Source organism: Alteraurantiacibacter buctensis, from assembly GCF_009827655.1.
Lineage (GTDB): Bacteria > Pseudomonadota > Alphaproteobacteria > Sphingomonadales > Sphingomonadaceae > Alteraurantiacibacter > Alteraurantiacibacter buctensis.
Map to the genome: position 1 here is coordinate 841193 of NZ_WTYV01000001.1, position 14859 is coordinate 856051.

Below are 14859 nucleotides of genomic sequence, written 5' to 3' on the forward strand. Positions count from 1 at the left end.
CACGGGACATGGGGCAGGTCTCAGGCAGCCGCACTCGTCAGTTGCACGAACACGTCCTCCAGGTCCGCCTCGCGGGTGGAGACGTCCTCCACGGTGAAGCCCTGGTCCTGCAGCAGGCCCAGCACCTGGCCGGCGGTCATCTCGGCCTTGTCATAGGTAACCTCGATCACCCGCTCGCCCGCCTTCACGCACTTGCGGAAGCGCGGGTCTGCGGGCAGCGCGGTAATGTCGCGGTCAACCGTTACCGCCACCACCTTCTCGCCCATCAGGCCGACGAGCTCGCGGGTGGGCTTGTTGGCGATCAGCTGGCCGTGGTTGATGATGGCGATGCGGTCGCACAGCTGCTCCGCCTCTTCCAGGTAGTGGGTGGTGAGGACCACAGTCACGCCCTCATGGTTCAACTGCTGCACCAGTTCCCACAACTGGCGGCGCAGTTCCACGTCCACCCCGGCGGTCGGCTCGTCCAGCACCAGGATCGGCGGGGAATGGACCATCGCCTTGGCGATCAGCAGCCGCCGCTTCATGCCGCCCGAGAGGGTGCGGGCATAGGCGTTGCGCTTGTCCGACAGGTGGACCGCGCGCAGCAATTCCTCGCTGCGGCGCAGGTGCTTGGCCACGCCATACATGCCGCCCTGGTTCTCCAGCACCTCGAACGGCGTGAAGAAGGGATCGAACACGATCTCCTGCGGCACGATGCCGATGTTCAGCTTGGCGTTGCGGTGGTCATGATCGATGTCATGGCCCCAGATCGAGATCGTCCCGCTGGTCTTGGTGACGAGGCCGGCCATGATGTTGATCAGCGTGCTTTTGCCCGCCCCGTTGGGGCCCAGCAGGCCGAACACCTGGCCCTGCGGCACGTCGAACGACAGGCCACGCAGCGCCTCCTTGGGCGGGGCCTTCCTGGTCCCGGCATAGCGCTTGGTAACGTCGCGGATCTCGATCGCGTTTTCTGGGGCGTTTTCGGACGGCATGAGGGACGCTCTAGGCGCGCGGCGCGGCTTGCGTAAAGGGCGCTGTGGAATTAGGCAGCGAGGCATGAGCCAGACACCTGCATTCGTCCCCGAAACCGTCACCGTCACCACCACCCGCGTCATGTGCGACGGTGCCAGCGAGATCCGCGGCGGCGCAGCCCTGGGCCACCCGCGCGTGTGGCTGGAGATCGACGAGGCGGGCTATGTCGATTGCGGCTATTGCGACAAGCGTTTCGTGCTGGCCGGCAGCCCCGCGGAAGGCACGATGGGGCACGCCGCAGACTGATTGCGGCTCTTCGCGTCGCACCCTTCGGCGCCGGTCAGGCTCCGTTCAGCCACGTGCAGGCACCATTCGTCGGCAAGAAGGAGAACGATGATGAAAAAGATTCTCGCAAGTGTCGCCGCTGCTGCCGTGATGGTTGGCGCAGGCACGGCCGCCCAGGCGGAAACCCGGCAGGAGCGGTCGGAAGCCCGCCTGGCCGAGATGCTGGAAGGGTACCAGGCCGGTGAGCCGGTCAACTGCATCAACGCCATCCGTAGCAATCGGCTGACCGTGCTGCCGCATGTGGGCCTGGTCTATGACGCGGGGGACACGATCTACGTGGCCCGCGCCACCAACCCGAACATGCTCGATTCGGACGATGTGCCGGTGATCGAGCGGTATTCCAGCCAGCTCTGCCGCAATGACGTGATGCGCACGTTCGATCGCTATTCGCCGTCGTTCAGCGGTGCGCTGTTCCTGGAGAACTTCGTGCCCTACCACAAGGTGGACAACGGCGAAGGCTGAACCAGCTCTCCTGACGGGAGCCTGTGCGGCCGCCCGCGAGTTTGCTCGCGGGCGGCCGTTCCCGTTTGGGGCCGGGCGGGTGCGGCCATTTACATTCCCCGCCGCGCAGGCCAGTCTCGCCCCCGGTAACCGGCCGCCAGAGCCGGGCGTTCAGGGGAGGGAATGATGCATTACGCGGTGTGGCTGCTGCGGCTAGGCTTTGCCGCCTGGCTGGTGCCTGCGGGCCTCAACCATTTCTATCCGCTGTTCCCGCAGCCGCTGGGCAACCAGCCGGAAAGCACGGCGCTGATCACCGCGCTGATCGAGACCGGGCTGTTCAGCCTGGTCAAGGCGGTGGAGCTGTTTGCCGGGTTGTGCCTGCTGCTGGGCTGGCGCGTGCCCCTGGCGCTGCTGCTGGAACTGCCGATCAGCTTCAACGTGTGGTATTGGGACGTGCCGCTGCAGGGGTGGGGTTCGGTCTCGGCCTACTATGGCTGGGCCGTGCTGCTGGCCAACCTGCTGCTGATGCTGGCCTATCGCCACAGCTACGCCGCGATGCTGAACCCCGTGGCCACGCCGCGCTGGCCTCCGCGCCTGGCGGACCTGGGCTATGGCACCGACAGGGAGGCGCGCTGATGGCCCGCCTGCTCGATGCCGCGCGGCTGGTGCTGGGGCTGGCCCTGGCCGTGCTGGCGCTGAACCACGTGCTGGCGGTGCACCTGCCCTTCCCGGTCGGCGCCACGCCCATGGCTTTCGAGCTGCTGGAGGCGCTGCACTTCAGCCGGCTGATCTATGTGGCGATGGGCCTGCTGCTGGTGGCGGGGCTGGCGCTGATGGTCGGCCGCTTCGTACCGCTGGCGCTGGCGGCGGCGATGCCGGTGCTGGTGTGCATGGCCTACTGGGCCGTGGTGCTGGAGCGCAGCGCCGCCTGGAGCGTGGTGGCGCTGGGCTTGGTGGGCGTGGCCGCGCTGCTGATGCTGGCCCACCTCCACGTCTATGCCGCCGTGCTGCAACCCCGCCCGCTGGCTGCCGGCGAGAGCGAAGAGCGGCGCTACGAGCGACGCTATGCCTGGCCGCTGGGCCCGCTTGCCCCGCGCGAGGCTGCCCTGGCCCTGCTGCCACTGGCGGGCGCGGCGGCGTTCTACCACTTCCTGCTGCCGCCGATCCTGGCCTATGCGTGCCTGGCCGTGCTACTCTATCCGCTCGCCGTGCTGGCCTTGCGGCTGGTGCAGGGCCTGCTGGCCAAGCCGCAGCGGGGGGACTAGGGCTGGCGGGATGAGCAAGCCCATTCTCGTCCTCACCACCGGCGGCACGATCGACAAGAACTATTTCGACGCGCTGAGCGAATACCAGATCACCGACAGCGGCATTCCTGCCCTGCTGGGCGAGGCGCGCGTGGCCCTGCCGTTCCGCGTGGTGGAGCTGATGAGGAAGGACAGCCTGGAGCTGACCGAAGCCGACCGGCTGCTGGTGGCCGCCGCCGCGCGAGAGGCGCCGGAAAGCCGCATCGTCATCACCCACGGCACCGATACCATGACCGAGACGGCCCGTGTGCTGGCCGCCGAAGTGCCCGGCAAGACGATCGTGCTGACCGGAGCCCTCAGCCCGGCGCGCTTTGCCGAGACCGACGCGCCCTTCAACCTGGGCATGGCCTTCGCCACCGCGCAGGTCGCCCCGCCCGGCGTATGGATCGCCATGAGCGGCGAGGTGTTCGACGGGCTCAAGGTGAAGAAGGACCGCGCGGCGGGGAAGTTTGTGGCCATTTAGGCGAAGAGGCGGCGCGCACTGGGCAGGCCCCGGGCGCGCCCCGCCCCGCCTTACTGGCTCAACTGGCCCCGGATCGCGCCGTTGGGATATTCAGCGGTATGCAGGTTGACGTAGAAGTCCGCCGGATTGCCTTGCAGCCGGTTCTGGGTCCACTCGCGCCCGTCCCTGCAACCCTGCCAGCGGCCTTCGTTGGACTTGGTAAGGGTGAAGACCGGCGGGCCGTTGGTTCCGGCGCGGCCGAAGTGGATGTGGGCAGCGGTGACATCGCCGATCCCGCGCACGTTCTTCACTTCCCAGCAGACCTGGTCAAAGCCGTCCGATACGGAAATCTCGGCATCGGCCATGCCATCGGGGTCGCCGGCGGGTACTTCGTTGCTACCCATCAGATGGGCGCGATAGGTGTCGGACGAAGCGTCGACAGCCTCCTCCTCGATGGTAGCGCAGGCGCCCAGCATTGCGATGCCGGCAACTGCGGCCAAGGTGGTGGTCAGTTTCATGGGACTATCCTCTCGGTGAACACCGCGAAGTTGCGGCTTCATGCGCGAGAGAACGTAGGGAACTGTGTTCGCGTTCCGAGTGCTGGTCGGATCGTCGTGTCGTGTGCAGCTAGTCGCGGAAAAAGGCGCAAATTTTTGCCGCGATCCGGGCGCGAAACGCCGCCCCGTCCGACAACCCATCGCCTGTTCCCGGCGGCGGCATGTCCATATAGCTGAAGTGGCCTGCCAGCGGCTCGACCGTGAAGTCCACCGGACAACGCAGCCGCGCCAGGAAGGCCTTGTGCGAGGCCGGGGTGGTGATCGAGTCCTGCCCGGCAGAACGCAGCAGCAACGGCACCGCCAGCTTTTCTGCCGCGCCGGGGGCCAGGAAGAATTCCACCGGCGGGGCCAGCGCGGCCACTTTCGCCAGCCGGGGCTGGTGCGGCACCGAAAGGCGCGCGCCGGGGCCGTGCCACATGTCCGCCCCAGCAAAGCCGATCAGCAGCGCCGCGCCCAGCGAATGGCCCACGCCGTAAAGCGGCAGGGCTGGGTCCGCACCCGCCAAAGCCTCGGCCATGATGGCGATGCGCCCTTCCATCTCCGCCACGCTGGCGCGCGGGGCGGCAAGCATCGCAAACTCCGGTGCGATCACGCTGAAGCCCGCCGCTTCCAGCCGCCCGATCAGCCCCCGGTGGCGCGCGGGCGATCCTCCGCCGCCTGCGGCAACGAGGACGGTGGCGCGGCTCAAGCTATTCCCACTCGATCGTGCCCGGCGGCTTGCTGGTATAGTCGTAGACCACCCGGTTCACCCCCTGTACCTCGTTGACGATGCGGGTGGCGCAGCCGGTGAGGAAGTGGGCGTCGAACGGGTAGACATCGGCGGTCATGCCATCGGTGCTGGTCACCGCCCGGAGGCCGCAGACCGAATCGTAGGTGCGATAGTCGCCCATCACGCCCACGGTCTTGACCGGCAGCAGCACGGCAAAGGCCTGCCAGATGGCGTCATAGAGGCCGGCCTTGCGGATCTCGTCGAGGTAGATGGCATCGGCCTTGCGCAGGATGTCGCAACGCTCCTTGGTCACCTCGCCGGGAATGCGGATGGCCAGGCCCGGGCCGGGGAACGGATGGCGGCCCACGAAGATGTCGGGCAGGCCCAGCTCGCGGCCCAGCGCGCGCACCTCGTCCTTGAACAGTTCGCGCAAGGGTTCCACCAGCTTCATGTTCATGCGTTCGGGCAGGCCGCCAACGTTGTGGTGGCTCTTGATCGTCACCGAGGGGCCGCCGGTGAAGGACACGCTCTCGATCACGTCGGGATAGAGGGTGCCTTGGGCCAGGAAGTCCGCCCCGCCCAGCTTGTTCGCCTCTTCCTCGAACACGGCGATGAACTCCGCGCCGATGAACTTGCGCTTCTTTTCCGGGTCGGTCACCCCGGCCAGGCCCGCCATGAAGCGCTCCTCGGCATCCACCACCACCAGCGGGATGTTGTAGTGGTCGCGGAACATCGTCTCCACCTGTTCGCGCTCGTTCATCCGCAACAGGCCGTGGTCCACGAACACGCAGGTCAACTGGTCGCCGATCGCCTCGTGGATCAAGATGGCGGCGACCGAGGAATCGACCCCGCCGGACAGGCCGCAGATCACCCGCCCGCTGCCCACCTGCTGGCGGATCTCGGCCACTTTCGTTTCGCGATAGGCGGCCATCGTCCAGTCGCCTTTCAGGCCGCAGACCTTGTGGACGAAGTTGGCCAGCAGCTTGCCGCCATCGGGGGTATGGACCACCTCGGGGTGGAACTGGGTGCCGTAGAACTTGCGGCTCTCGTCCGCGATCACGGCAAAGGGCGCGCCGTCGGATACGGCCACGATCTCGAAGCCGGGGGCAAAGCGGGTGACGGTGTCACCGTGGCTCATCCACACCTGGTGGCGTTCACCCACCTGCCACAGCCCGTCGAACAGCGCGCAATCGCGGGTAACGGTCAGGTAGGCACGGCCGAACTCGCCGCCGTCGCCAACTTCGTGCCCGGGCCGCACTTCGCCGCCGAGCTGGTGGCTCATCACCTGCTGGCCATAGCAGATGCCCAGGATCGGCACCCCGGCATCGAACAGTTCCAGCGGCGCGCGCGGGCTGCCTTCTTCCGGCACCCCGGCGGGCGAGCCGGACAGGATGATGCCCCTGGGCCGCATCCGTTCGAAGGCGGCAAGCGCCAGGGTGAAGGGGGCAATCTCGCAATAGACCCCCGCCTCGCGCACGCGGCGGGCGATCAGCTGGGTCACCTGGCTGCCGAAATCGACGATGAGGATGGAATCGGGGTGCATGGCGGTATCGGTCATGCCCAAGGCGCTTGCCCTGTGCGCGCGGCTAAGTCCAGCGCAGGGCTAAAAATGGCCACAACCGGTGCGATGCAAGCCGCAACGCCGCGTTGCAAAACATGCAACACTTGTCGCATTGTTCGCAATTGCACAATTTTATTGCGCGCCTATTTGGCTCCCATCGGCGGGGCGGACCCCTCTCTCCCTCCCAAATCCGCCCCGCCAACCGGAGTTCTTACCATGCGTACCTTTGCTATCGACATTTTCGCCACCATCGCCCTGATCGCCATCAGCACCTCGGCGCTGACCGCGTTCGTCGCCTGAACCGGCGGCTGGAGGACCACCCGATGAAGCGGATCGCCAAGCGCCTGCTGGAAGCCTATTTCGCCAGCGTGGAGCGCCTGCCGGTGCCGCCGATCTGGATGGCCTGAGCGACGCGAAAATCGCTGTACCACAGCCTGACGGCCGCCCCACCCGGGCGGCCGTTTGCGTTTGCGTTTCAGGCTGCGCCCTTCGCCTCGATGAAGCTGATCTTGCCGTTGGTTTCCAGGATTGCCCACTCGACTTCGGCCACACGGGCGATGCCCGCCAGCCGCATCTCGGCCTCGAACTCGTTGAGGGTCAGGCGGTTGCGTTTCAGCATGTCGCGCAGCAGTTCGCCGTGGCGCACCAGCACGGCAGGTTCGCCGTCCAGCATCGCTTCCACCCGACGCGAGCGCATGGCCACAAGGCCCAGCACCAGGCTCCAGAAGGCGAAGGTGCTGATCGCCAGCGTGGCCCCGGTCAGGCTGAAATCGTTGTGCGTCACCCCCTGTTGCAGCAGGTCGCCGATCACCACCAGCAGCACCAGTTCGAACGGGGTCATTTCGGCCAGTTCGCGTTTGCCCAGCAGGCGCAGCAGGCCGAAGACCAGGAAAAACATCACCGTGGCGCGCAGCACGATATCCATCAGGGCAGCACCCTCAGCTGCGAGCGCAGGGTGGCCAGCGCCCGATCGCCATCGCGCAGTTGCAGCGTGCCAGCGTTCACCCCCACCAGCGGCGGGTTGACCTGGCCGTCCAGCTTGATCTCCAGTGCCTTGCCGGCGGGCAGCGGCTCGAACTCGAACACGAACATGCCGTCCTCGAACCCCTCCTTGCTGGCGGCGGGGATAAACGAGTTGATCGTCAGGTCATGCAGGTAGGTGGCCGACACGGCCAGCACCGGCCTGGCAATGGGCCGGCGGGCCGTGGCCGTCACCCGCATTTCGAAGAATTCGCCGTTGCGCAGGATCGTGGGGGCCTTGAAGGCAAGATCCACCGCAGGCGAGCGCGCCGTCACCACCGGATTGGGCCGTCCGCCCAGCGCCCCGCTCAGCGCCAGGGCCAGCAGCGCACCCAGCAGCAGCAGCGGCAGGAAACGCCAGCCCATCGCGCCCGGCCGGGTGTGGCGGGGCTCGATTCCATCGGGGAAAGCGGAGTCGGGCAAGGTGGTCATGGCGGCAAGGCTGGAAACGCCAGAGGCCCGCGCCTGTTCCGGCCCCGCTTATCCCCGTAAAACCGCATGCATTTGCGCCCGTTTCGTTGGGAAAACGGGCGCAAATGCCTATATGCGGGTCCATGGCAAACGACGCAGAAAACACCGCCCCGGAAACTCCCGCCAACGCACCCCTGCAGGGCGAATATGGCGCGGATTCGATCAAGGTGCTCAAGGGGCTGGATGCGGTCCGCAAGCGCCCCGGCATGTACATCGGCGATACCGATGACGGATCGGGCCTGCATCACATGGTGTTCGAGGTGTCCGACAACGCGATCGACGAGGCGCTGGCCGGCCACTGCGACCTGGTGCTGATCGAGCTGAACCCCGATGGCAGCGTCAGCGTGGAAGACAACGGCCGCGGCATCCCGGTGGACATCCACAAGGAAGAGGGCGTGTCCGCCGCCGAAGTCATCATGACCCAGCTTCACGCCGGCGGTAAGTTCGAGAACACCAGCGACGACAACGCCTACAAGGTTTCGGGCGGCCTGCACGGCGTGGGCGTGTCCGTGGTCAACGCCCTGTCCGAATGGCTGGAGCTGACCGTGTGGCGCAATGGCCAGGAACACTGGATGCGCTTCGAACATGGCGACGCGGTGGAATCGCTGCGCGTGGTGGGCGATGCCCCGAAGGTTGACCGCAACTCCGACCCGCAGGGCTTCAAGAAGGGCACCCGCGTCACCTTCAAGGCCAGCGAGGAGACGTTCAAGAACGTTACCGAGTTCGACTTCGAGAAGCTGGAGCACCGCTATCGCGAGCTGGCCTTCCTCAATTCCGGCGTGCGCATCCTGCTGCGCGACAAGCGGCACGAGGACGTGGCCGAGCATGACCTGTTCTATGAAGGTGGCATCGCGGCCTTCGTGAAGTATCTTGACCGCAACAAGCAGGCGCTGGTGCCCGAGCCGATCTCCGTTTCCGCCGAAAAGGACGGCATCGGCATCGACGTGGCGCTGGAATGGAACGATTCGTATTACGAAAACGTCCTGTGCTTCACCAACAACATCCCCCAGCGTGATGGCGGCACCCACCTGGCCGCTTTCCGCGCGGCGCTGACGCGCACGCTCAACAACTATGCCGAGCGCTCGGGCCTGCTCAAGAAGGAGAAGGTGAGCCTGTCCGGCGAGGACATGCGCGAAGGGCTGACCGCCATCGTTTCGGTCAAGCTGCCGGACCCCAAGTTCTCCAGCCAGACCAAGGACAAGCTGGTTTCCTCCGAAGTGCGCCAGCCGCTGGAAAGCCTGATGGGCGACAAGATGAACCAGTGGCTGGAGGAAAACCCCTCAGACGCCAAGCAGATCATCCAGAAGGTGATCGATGCCGCCGCCGCCCGCGAGGCCGCCCGCCGCGCCCGCGAGATGAGCCGCAAGGGCGCGATGAGCGTGGCCAGCCTGCCCGGCAAGCTGGCCGATTGCCAGGAACGCGATCCCGCCAAGTGCGAGCTGTTCCTGGTGGAGGGCGATTCCGCCGGCGGCAGCGCCAAGCAGGGCCGTGACCGCAAGACCCAGGCCATCCTGCCCCTGCGCGGCAAGATCCTGAACGTGGAACGCGCCCGGTTTGACCGGATCATCTCTTCCAAGGAAGTGGGCACCCTGATCCAGGCGATGGGCACCGGCCTGCGGGACGAGTTCAACCTGGAAAAGCTGCGCTATCACAAGATCGTGATCATGACCGACGCCGACGTGGACGGCGCGCATATCCGCACGCTGCTGCTGACCTTCTTCCACCGGCAGATGCCGGAGATCGTCAAAGCCGGGCACCTGTTCATCGCCCAGCCGCCCCTGTACAAGGTGGCGAAGGGCCGCAGCGAGGTTTACGTCAAGGACCAGGCCGCGCTTGACCGCTACCTGGTGGAAGCGGGCCTGCAGGGCCGCGTGCTGGAAACCGCCGGCGGCGCGCGCGGCGGGATCGAACTGGAAGAGATCGTTGCCCGCGCCCTGCGCCTCAAGAACACCCTCGCCTTCGTGCCGCGCAAGTACGATATCGGCGTGGTCGAGGCGATGGCGCTGGCAGGCGCGCTGGAACCGCAGATTTCCGCCGAAACCCGCACCCCGCGCCTTACCGCCGCTGCCGCCTTCCTGCAGGCGGGCGACCCGGAGGCCGAATGGTCGGCAGACCTGACGGACGATGGCACCGTGCGCTTCTTCCGCAAGTGGCGCGGGGTGACCGATGCCCACCTGATCGAACCCAAGTTCCTCGACAGCGCCGAGGCCCGCAAGGTCCACGCCCGCGCCGTGGAGCAGCTTGACGTGTTTGCCCGCCCCGTGCGGCTGGTGCGCGCCGGCGGGGCCGAGGCCGAGCCGGAACCGGTGGATGCCGATGGCGAGGAGGTGGCCGCACCCGCCGTCTCTGCCGACAGCATCACGCTGCCCAGCCAACTGGTCGAGGCGGTGATGGCGGCGGGCCGCAAGGGCCTTTCCACCCAGCGCTACAAGGGCCTGGGCGAAATGAACGCCGAGCAGTTGTGGGAGACCACGCTCGACCCCGAGAACCGCAGCCTGCTGCAGGTGAAAGTGGAAGACGCCGACGTGACCGACGAGATCTTCACCCGCCTGATGGGCGACGTGGTGGAACCCCGCCGCGAGTTCATCCAGGATAACGCGCTGAACGTGGCCAACCTGGATATCTGAGCGATAGCCGGCGCCCCGTCATCAGGGCGCCGACTCCCCCCTCAAGGCGTAACCGTGATCGATACCCGGCGGTTGCGCCAGTCGCCGGTCTGCGGTTCCTCCGAATAGGTCACCGCCACGTCCTCCACGCTGGGCACCAGGCCTTCGAACATGCGGCCGACCGAGCGGGCGCGGATTTCGGCAAGGCCTGCCCGCTCCTCCACCAGCGTACCGTCGCTCAGCCGCACGGCACCGCGCAGCCCCTCCACGGCCAGGTGCCGGGCACCGACCTGGTTGGCATAGGTCAGCACGGCCTGCAGATCCCCCGGGGTCTGGAAATTCACCCCGCTATCGAACGGGAAATAGATCTCGAACGTCCGCACCTGGAATGGCGGTTCGGGCGCCGGCGGCGGTGGCGGCGGGACGAAGGCCAGTGTGCCCGCGCTCGGCCCCGGCGGACGGCGCGGCACGAACGGCAGGACATAATTCGGATCGGCCATTTCCAGCCGGTTGCACTCGGGCGACATCTCCAGCATCGGGGCCACCTTCACCGGCTCCAGCACGATGCCGCCGCAGATGCGCGTGCCATCGGGATCGGGCGTGCCTTCCACCAGCGCCTTGTGGCCCAGCCACGGCGGGTTGAACGGGGCCGACACGTCGGTCTGCACGCCCATGTAGTAGGTTTCGCCCTCGTACTCGGTCAGCCAGCACGGCACGCTCACCGTGTCGCGCACATAGGGACAGGCGATGAAGGCGAGTTCGGTTGCGGATGCCGTCTGGCCCGACAGGAGCAGGCCGAAACCGGCGGCGGCAGCAAGAAGACGGTTGGCCATCACAGGGTCCCCATGAAGTTTTCGAGATCGACCTTCTCGGCTTCCGAATACTGGATGTTGTAGCGCCGGTCGTAGAAGTCGATGATCTCGCGGATGTTCATGGCCGAGCCGTTGGAGAAGTACGGCGCGCGCGCCGCCAGCCCGCGGAACTGCTGCATCACGATCGTGCCCACATCGTTGCACTTGCCAGAGATCAGGGCGCGGCCCGGATCCTGGGTATAGAACACCCGGCCATAGAACGGGTGCGGCGGCACGTCCGCCCGGCAGGTGATTTTGAACAGCGGCATCAGCTCGCGTTCCTCGGTCCACGGGTTCAGCGGAACCTCGCGCGCCCAGGGCAGGTTGGTGGTGCCGATATCCATCCAGCCGTTGGCGGTATCCAGCCCGGTCATGTGCATGCCGTGGCAGGTGGCGCAGGTCCGTTTCACCGGATTGCCCAGCCCCACGGTGTTGAGGTGCATCGAATCGCTGATCCAGAAGGTGCGGAAGTGGAAGATCTGCTGCCCGCGCCGGATCGAGGCGCGCATGGCGTTCTCCTCTGCCGAAAGGCCCGGCTGCGGTGCGGCCCAGGCCTCGTCCAGCGGGAAGACCCAGCGGGTGGTGTTGTTGCCCAACACGCCCACGGTGCCGTTGGCCAGCGCCTCCGGCCCGATATAGCGCCCGCCCTCGCCCGTCAGCAGGTTACCGGCACGGCTGTCATGCACTTGTGCTGCGTAGAGCTGGTCCTCGAACTCGTTGATCAGGCGCACCTGTTCGCGCGTCAGCCCCTGCAGCATCTGCAGGTGGTTGATCGAGGCATCGATCGCCTGCGTGCCCAGCGTGGCGGCGCGGGCATCGGCCATGATGTTCATGTTGACCGGCTGGCCGTTCTCCGGATCGCGCAGCGCGGGCTCGCCCGTCTTGCCCACGAAGGGCCCGATGCCGAAGTTGCGGTGCACGGCATAGGGCAGGTTGGCCACCACGCGCGGGCGCCGATAGACCGAGACCATCGGGTTATCGCTGTTCAGGCCATAGACCGGATCGGTGTTGCAGGTGCCGGGATCGCGGACCACTTCCAGCGTGAATTCAGGCACGATGGTGCCCGCGCTCCAAGGGTCCTTGGGCGGCCAGGGCAGGAACACGCGGAACAGACCGCGCTGCAGCAGCAGCGAGTGCGAGGCAGGATCGCCCTGCGGCAGGCTGGGGCAGTTGGAGCCGTCAATCGCGGCGAAGATCGGGTCCTGCCCGTTGGTTTCCTCCCACCGCTCGCGGATCGACTGGAGCGACAGGCTCATCCCGTCTGCCGGCTGGTGGCAGCTCACGCAGGCCCGCCCGTTGGTGCCGATCGGCTCGAAGAACGGGTGGCCGGCCGTGCTGAATGCACCATCGCGATTGAACAGCCGCAGGCGGCCGCGATCGTTCCGGTAGTCAAGCCGCTGGGGGAACATGCCCCCTTCGCCCGGATCCCACCAGCGCCGCCCGCCATCGGGCACGGCTTCCGGGTCCACCGGCGCGGCAGCGGCCTGGCGGGCCTGCGCGGGCACCTGCGGATCGACCGGCTGGCCGGACGGAGCCTCGCGCTGGGCGGGCACCGCAGAGGCGGCGGCATCCTGGCGGGCAATGGCACCCTGCCAGGCGGCCAGGGCCAGGGCGATGGCGGAAGCGGCGAGCATCGCGCGCGCGGGTCTGATCATTGGTCGGGTCCGTTGTTGGCGGGGGTGATCCCGCGTTCCTGCATCCAGTCGAACAGCCGCGGGCCCCACAGGTCCACGGTCATCGAGAAATTGGGCACTTCGTAAACATGCAGCTCCACCTTCCGGTCGGCCGCCTTCCAGATCGAGAAGACCGCCAGCAGCCCGTCGGTCACCGGGCCGTGGTCGGACTCGGTCACCAGGAACAGCGGCGGGGCAGGATCGGGCACGTGCACGTCCTGCAAGCTGGGGCCGAAGATCGAGATGAAGAAATCGGGCTTCGTCTCCGCCGGGGCATCGGCCAGCATGGCACCGAAAGCCACGCCGCCGCCGGCCGAAGTGCCGATCACGCCGATCCGGTCAGGGTCCAGCCCCAGCTCGCCCGCCCGCCGGTGCAGCATGGCAAATGCGGCCTGCGCGTCGGCGGTGGACAGGCGCAGCACCTCGTTGGTGGTGGCATCGCCGCGTGCGGGGTTGGCATTGCCGTTGACGATCTGCATCGGCGGAAAGCGCACCGGCGGGGCATCGGGGTCGGTCCCCCGGCACGCCCCATCCAGCGAGGCGGCAGGCATCTGCCGCGTGCGGTATTCCAGCAGCATTACCGCCACGCCGTGGTCAAGAAACGCCGCGATCTCGGCATTCTCCCCTGCCCCGCGGCCCAGCACGCGCAGGCCCCCGCCCGGCAGCATCACCACCGCCGCGCCGGTCGCCCTGCCGGCATCGGGCAGGTACAGCTCGTAACGCGGCTGGCTGGTGTTGAAGACCTGCACCGATCCGCCGCAAACGGTTACCACGCGCGGCTCGCTCCAGCTTTCCGAACCCGGCGCAGGGCCCTCGTAGAGCGGACCGGCCTCGCGCGGTGCAAGCGCATACACAGGCGCTGCTGCAAGCAGCCCGGCCGCGACCAGCGCGGCGCGCGTTAAGGCTGTCACCATCCCTTGCGCTCCAGCGTCCAGTCGGTGCCGGTGCACAGGCGGCAATTTTCACCCGTGAAAGTGCGCGCAGCCACTTCGTCGCCGCGCAACTGCCACTCCAGCCAGTCCACCGCCACGTGCGCCACCGCGCCGCCCATCGGCTCGCCAAAGGTGCCGCCGTGACCCACCGGCAGGTTGGCCAGCATGGCGGGCACGCGGGTCAGCCGCGCATAGTCGTCGGTGCCGTTGGGGTAGGCGATATCCTCCGGCCCGCCCAGGATGTAGATCACCGGCTGGTGGAAGTTGTTGAGCATGTCCTTGAACACCATCAGCCCGCGAATGGGGCTGTTCTGGTTGTTGTATATGCCGCTATTGTGCACCAGCACGGTATCGATCCGCGGATCGGCCGCGAGGGTGATGGCCTGCAACCCGCCGCATGAATGGCCGGCGACGGCCACCTTGCCGGTATCGACCCGGCCATGAAGGCGGCTGGCGGGATCACGGTCCTGCGCGATGGCCCAGTCAAGGCCTTCCAGCACGTCTTCCGCGGTGGTGGCGGGCGGCGGCAGGGTGCCATCGGCCGGCATTTCCTGCACGAACGGCCCCTCGGTTGCGCCGGGCCCGCTGCGCCAGTGGCCTGCGGCGACCACGAGGTAGCCATAGCTGGCGATCTGGGCCAGGTGGAAGCGGTGGGCGGTGCCATCATCGGCGCAGGCCCCGTTGCCCCAGATGACCACCGGCAGCCCGCCGCCGCCGAACGGGGCCAGGTCCGCCGGGCGATAGATGACGTGGCCGGGCAGGCTGTCGTCGATCTCGATCGTGGCAGGATAGGGCCCGTCACCCGGCGTATTGGGCAGGCGGTTGCGTGCCTCGCGCTCCGCCCGCATCGCCGCGGGGTCGGGGCGCGCGGCATCCTGCGCCAGAACGCTCTGCACCAGCACGCCCTGGGCCAGGCCGAAACCCAGCAGCGCGGCCATCGCATACTTGGCAATCCGGTTCATCGACCTCTCCCTTGTCGTGCCCTGGGGGCGCCCA

At 67.4% G+C, this 14859-nt stretch carries 17 protein-coding genes; 7 read left to right on the top strand and 10 right to left on the bottom strand.

The genetic code is table 11. From position 1 onward, the window contains the following. Positions 1-20: 20 nt before the first annotated feature. Positions 21-971: an ABC transporter ATP-binding protein gene (locus GRI99_RS04005; protein WP_160770667.1), complete on the bottom strand. Its 951-nt coding sequence runs from the start codon at positions 969-971 to the stop codon at positions 21-23. A 64-nt stretch (positions 972-1035) separates the two neighbouring features. On the opposite strand from GRI99_RS04005, the gene GRI99_RS04010 reads away from it, so the two are divergent. The 5 genes from GRI99_RS04010 (at position 1036) to GRI99_RS04030 (ending at position 3504) form a co-directional block, all read left to right on the top strand. Next, on the top strand, positions 1036-1257 hold the full coding sequence (locus GRI99_RS04010; protein ID WP_160770668.1) for a zinc-finger domain-containing protein: 222 nt from the start codon (positions 1036-1038) through the stop codon (positions 1255-1257). A gap of 90 nt (positions 1258-1347) precedes the next feature. Further along, a complete protein-coding gene (locus tag GRI99_RS04015; protein WP_160770669.1) occupies positions 1348-1758 on the top strand; it encodes a hypothetical protein in 411 nt (136 codons plus the stop codon). A 162-nt stretch (positions 1759-1920) separates the two neighbouring features. Further along, entirely contained in the window at positions 1921-2373 is a 453-nt protein-coding gene (locus GRI99_RS04020) for a hypothetical protein (protein ID WP_160770670.1), read from the top strand. Next, positions 2373-3002 (top strand): hypothetical protein, encoded by a 630-nt coding sequence (locus GRI99_RS04025; RefSeq protein WP_160770671.1) that lies wholly within the window; start codon positions 2373-2375, stop codon positions 3000-3002. Before GRI99_RS04020 ends, GRI99_RS04025 begins: the two co-directional genes overlap by 1 nt. A gap of 10 nt (positions 3003-3012) precedes the next feature. Beyond that, a complete protein-coding gene (locus GRI99_RS04030) occupies positions 3013-3504 on the top strand; it encodes an asparaginase domain-containing protein (RefSeq protein ID WP_160770672.1) in 492 nt (163 codons plus the stop codon). Between the two features lie 50 nt (positions 3505-3554). On the opposite strand, the gene GRI99_RS04035 is transcribed toward GRI99_RS04030, so the two are convergent. The 3 genes from GRI99_RS04035 to guaA all read right to left on the bottom strand — a co-directional run bounded on the left by GRI99_RS04035 (position 3555) and on the right by guaA (position 6307). Further along, a complete protein-coding gene (locus tag GRI99_RS04035) occupies positions 3555-4001 on the bottom strand; it encodes a CHRD domain-containing protein (protein WP_160770673.1) in 447 nt (148 codons plus the stop codon). Positions 4002-4110: 109 nt separating this feature from the next. After that, the gene (locus GRI99_RS04040) at positions 4111-4728 is read right to left on the bottom strand and encodes an alpha/beta hydrolase (RefSeq protein ID WP_160770674.1); all 618 of its coding nucleotides are present in this window, start codon (positions 4726-4728) and stop codon (positions 4111-4113) included. 1 nt (position 4729) lies between these two features. After that, complete coding sequence (gene guaA / locus GRI99_RS04045; protein WP_202392907.1) at positions 4730-6307, bottom strand: glutamine-hydrolyzing GMP synthase; 1578 nt, start codon at positions 6305-6307, stop codon at positions 4730-4732. A 125-nt stretch (positions 6308-6432) separates the two neighbouring features. Here guaA and GRI99_RS04050 point away from each other — a divergent pair, with 125 nt between their 5' ends. Next, on the top strand, positions 6433-6717 hold the full coding sequence (locus GRI99_RS04050) for a hypothetical protein (RefSeq protein WP_160770675.1): 285 nt from the start codon (positions 6433-6435) through the stop codon (positions 6715-6717). 68 nt (positions 6718-6785) lie between these two features. Here the strand turns inward: GRI99_RS04050 and GRI99_RS04055 are convergent, their stop codons facing one another. Together GRI99_RS04055 and GRI99_RS04060 are read right to left on the bottom strand one after the other, a co-directional pair. After that, positions 6786-7235, bottom strand: coding sequence for a DUF421 domain-containing protein (locus tag GRI99_RS04055; protein WP_160770676.1), 450 nt, complete (start codon positions 7233-7235; stop codon positions 6786-6788). Next, positions 7235-7762 (bottom strand): hypothetical protein, encoded by a 528-nt coding sequence (locus tag GRI99_RS04060; RefSeq protein WP_160770677.1) that lies wholly within the window; start codon positions 7760-7762, stop codon positions 7235-7237. Before GRI99_RS04060 ends, GRI99_RS04055 begins: the two co-directional genes overlap by 1 nt. 122 nt (positions 7763-7884) lie before the next feature. On the opposite strand from GRI99_RS04060, the gene gyrB reads away from it, so the two are divergent. Further along, positions 7885-10428 (top strand): DNA topoisomerase (ATP-hydrolyzing) subunit B, encoded by a 2544-nt coding sequence (gyrB, locus tag GRI99_RS04065; RefSeq protein WP_160770678.1) that lies wholly within the window; start codon positions 7885-7887, stop codon positions 10426-10428. Positions 10429-10469: 41 nt separating this feature from the next. Here gyrB and GRI99_RS04070 read toward each other — a convergent pair whose 3' ends face one another. The 4 genes from GRI99_RS04070 to GRI99_RS04085 are packed head-to-tail and all read right to left on the bottom strand — an operon-like array spanning position 10470 to position 14825. Next, positions 10470-11240, bottom strand: a complete 771-nt coding sequence (locus tag GRI99_RS04070) for a hypothetical protein (protein ID WP_160770679.1) — start codon at positions 11238-11240, stop codon at positions 10470-10472. Continuing rightward, positions 11240-12913, bottom strand: a complete 1674-nt coding sequence (locus GRI99_RS04075) for a hypothetical protein (protein ID WP_202392908.1) — start codon at positions 12911-12913, stop codon at positions 11240-11242. Before GRI99_RS04075 ends, GRI99_RS04070 begins: the two co-directional genes overlap by 1 nt. Next, on the bottom strand, positions 12910-13785 hold the full coding sequence (locus GRI99_RS18970; protein ID WP_160770680.1) for an alpha/beta hydrolase family protein: 876 nt from the start codon (positions 13783-13785) through the stop codon (positions 12910-12912). Before GRI99_RS18970 ends, GRI99_RS04075 begins: the two co-directional genes overlap by 4 nt. A gap of 53 nt (positions 13786-13838) precedes the next feature. Beyond that, on the bottom strand, positions 13839-14825 hold the full coding sequence (locus GRI99_RS04085; protein ID WP_237438091.1) for an alpha/beta hydrolase: 987 nt from the start codon (positions 14823-14825) through the stop codon (positions 13839-13841). Positions 14826-14859 lie beyond the last annotated feature (34 nt).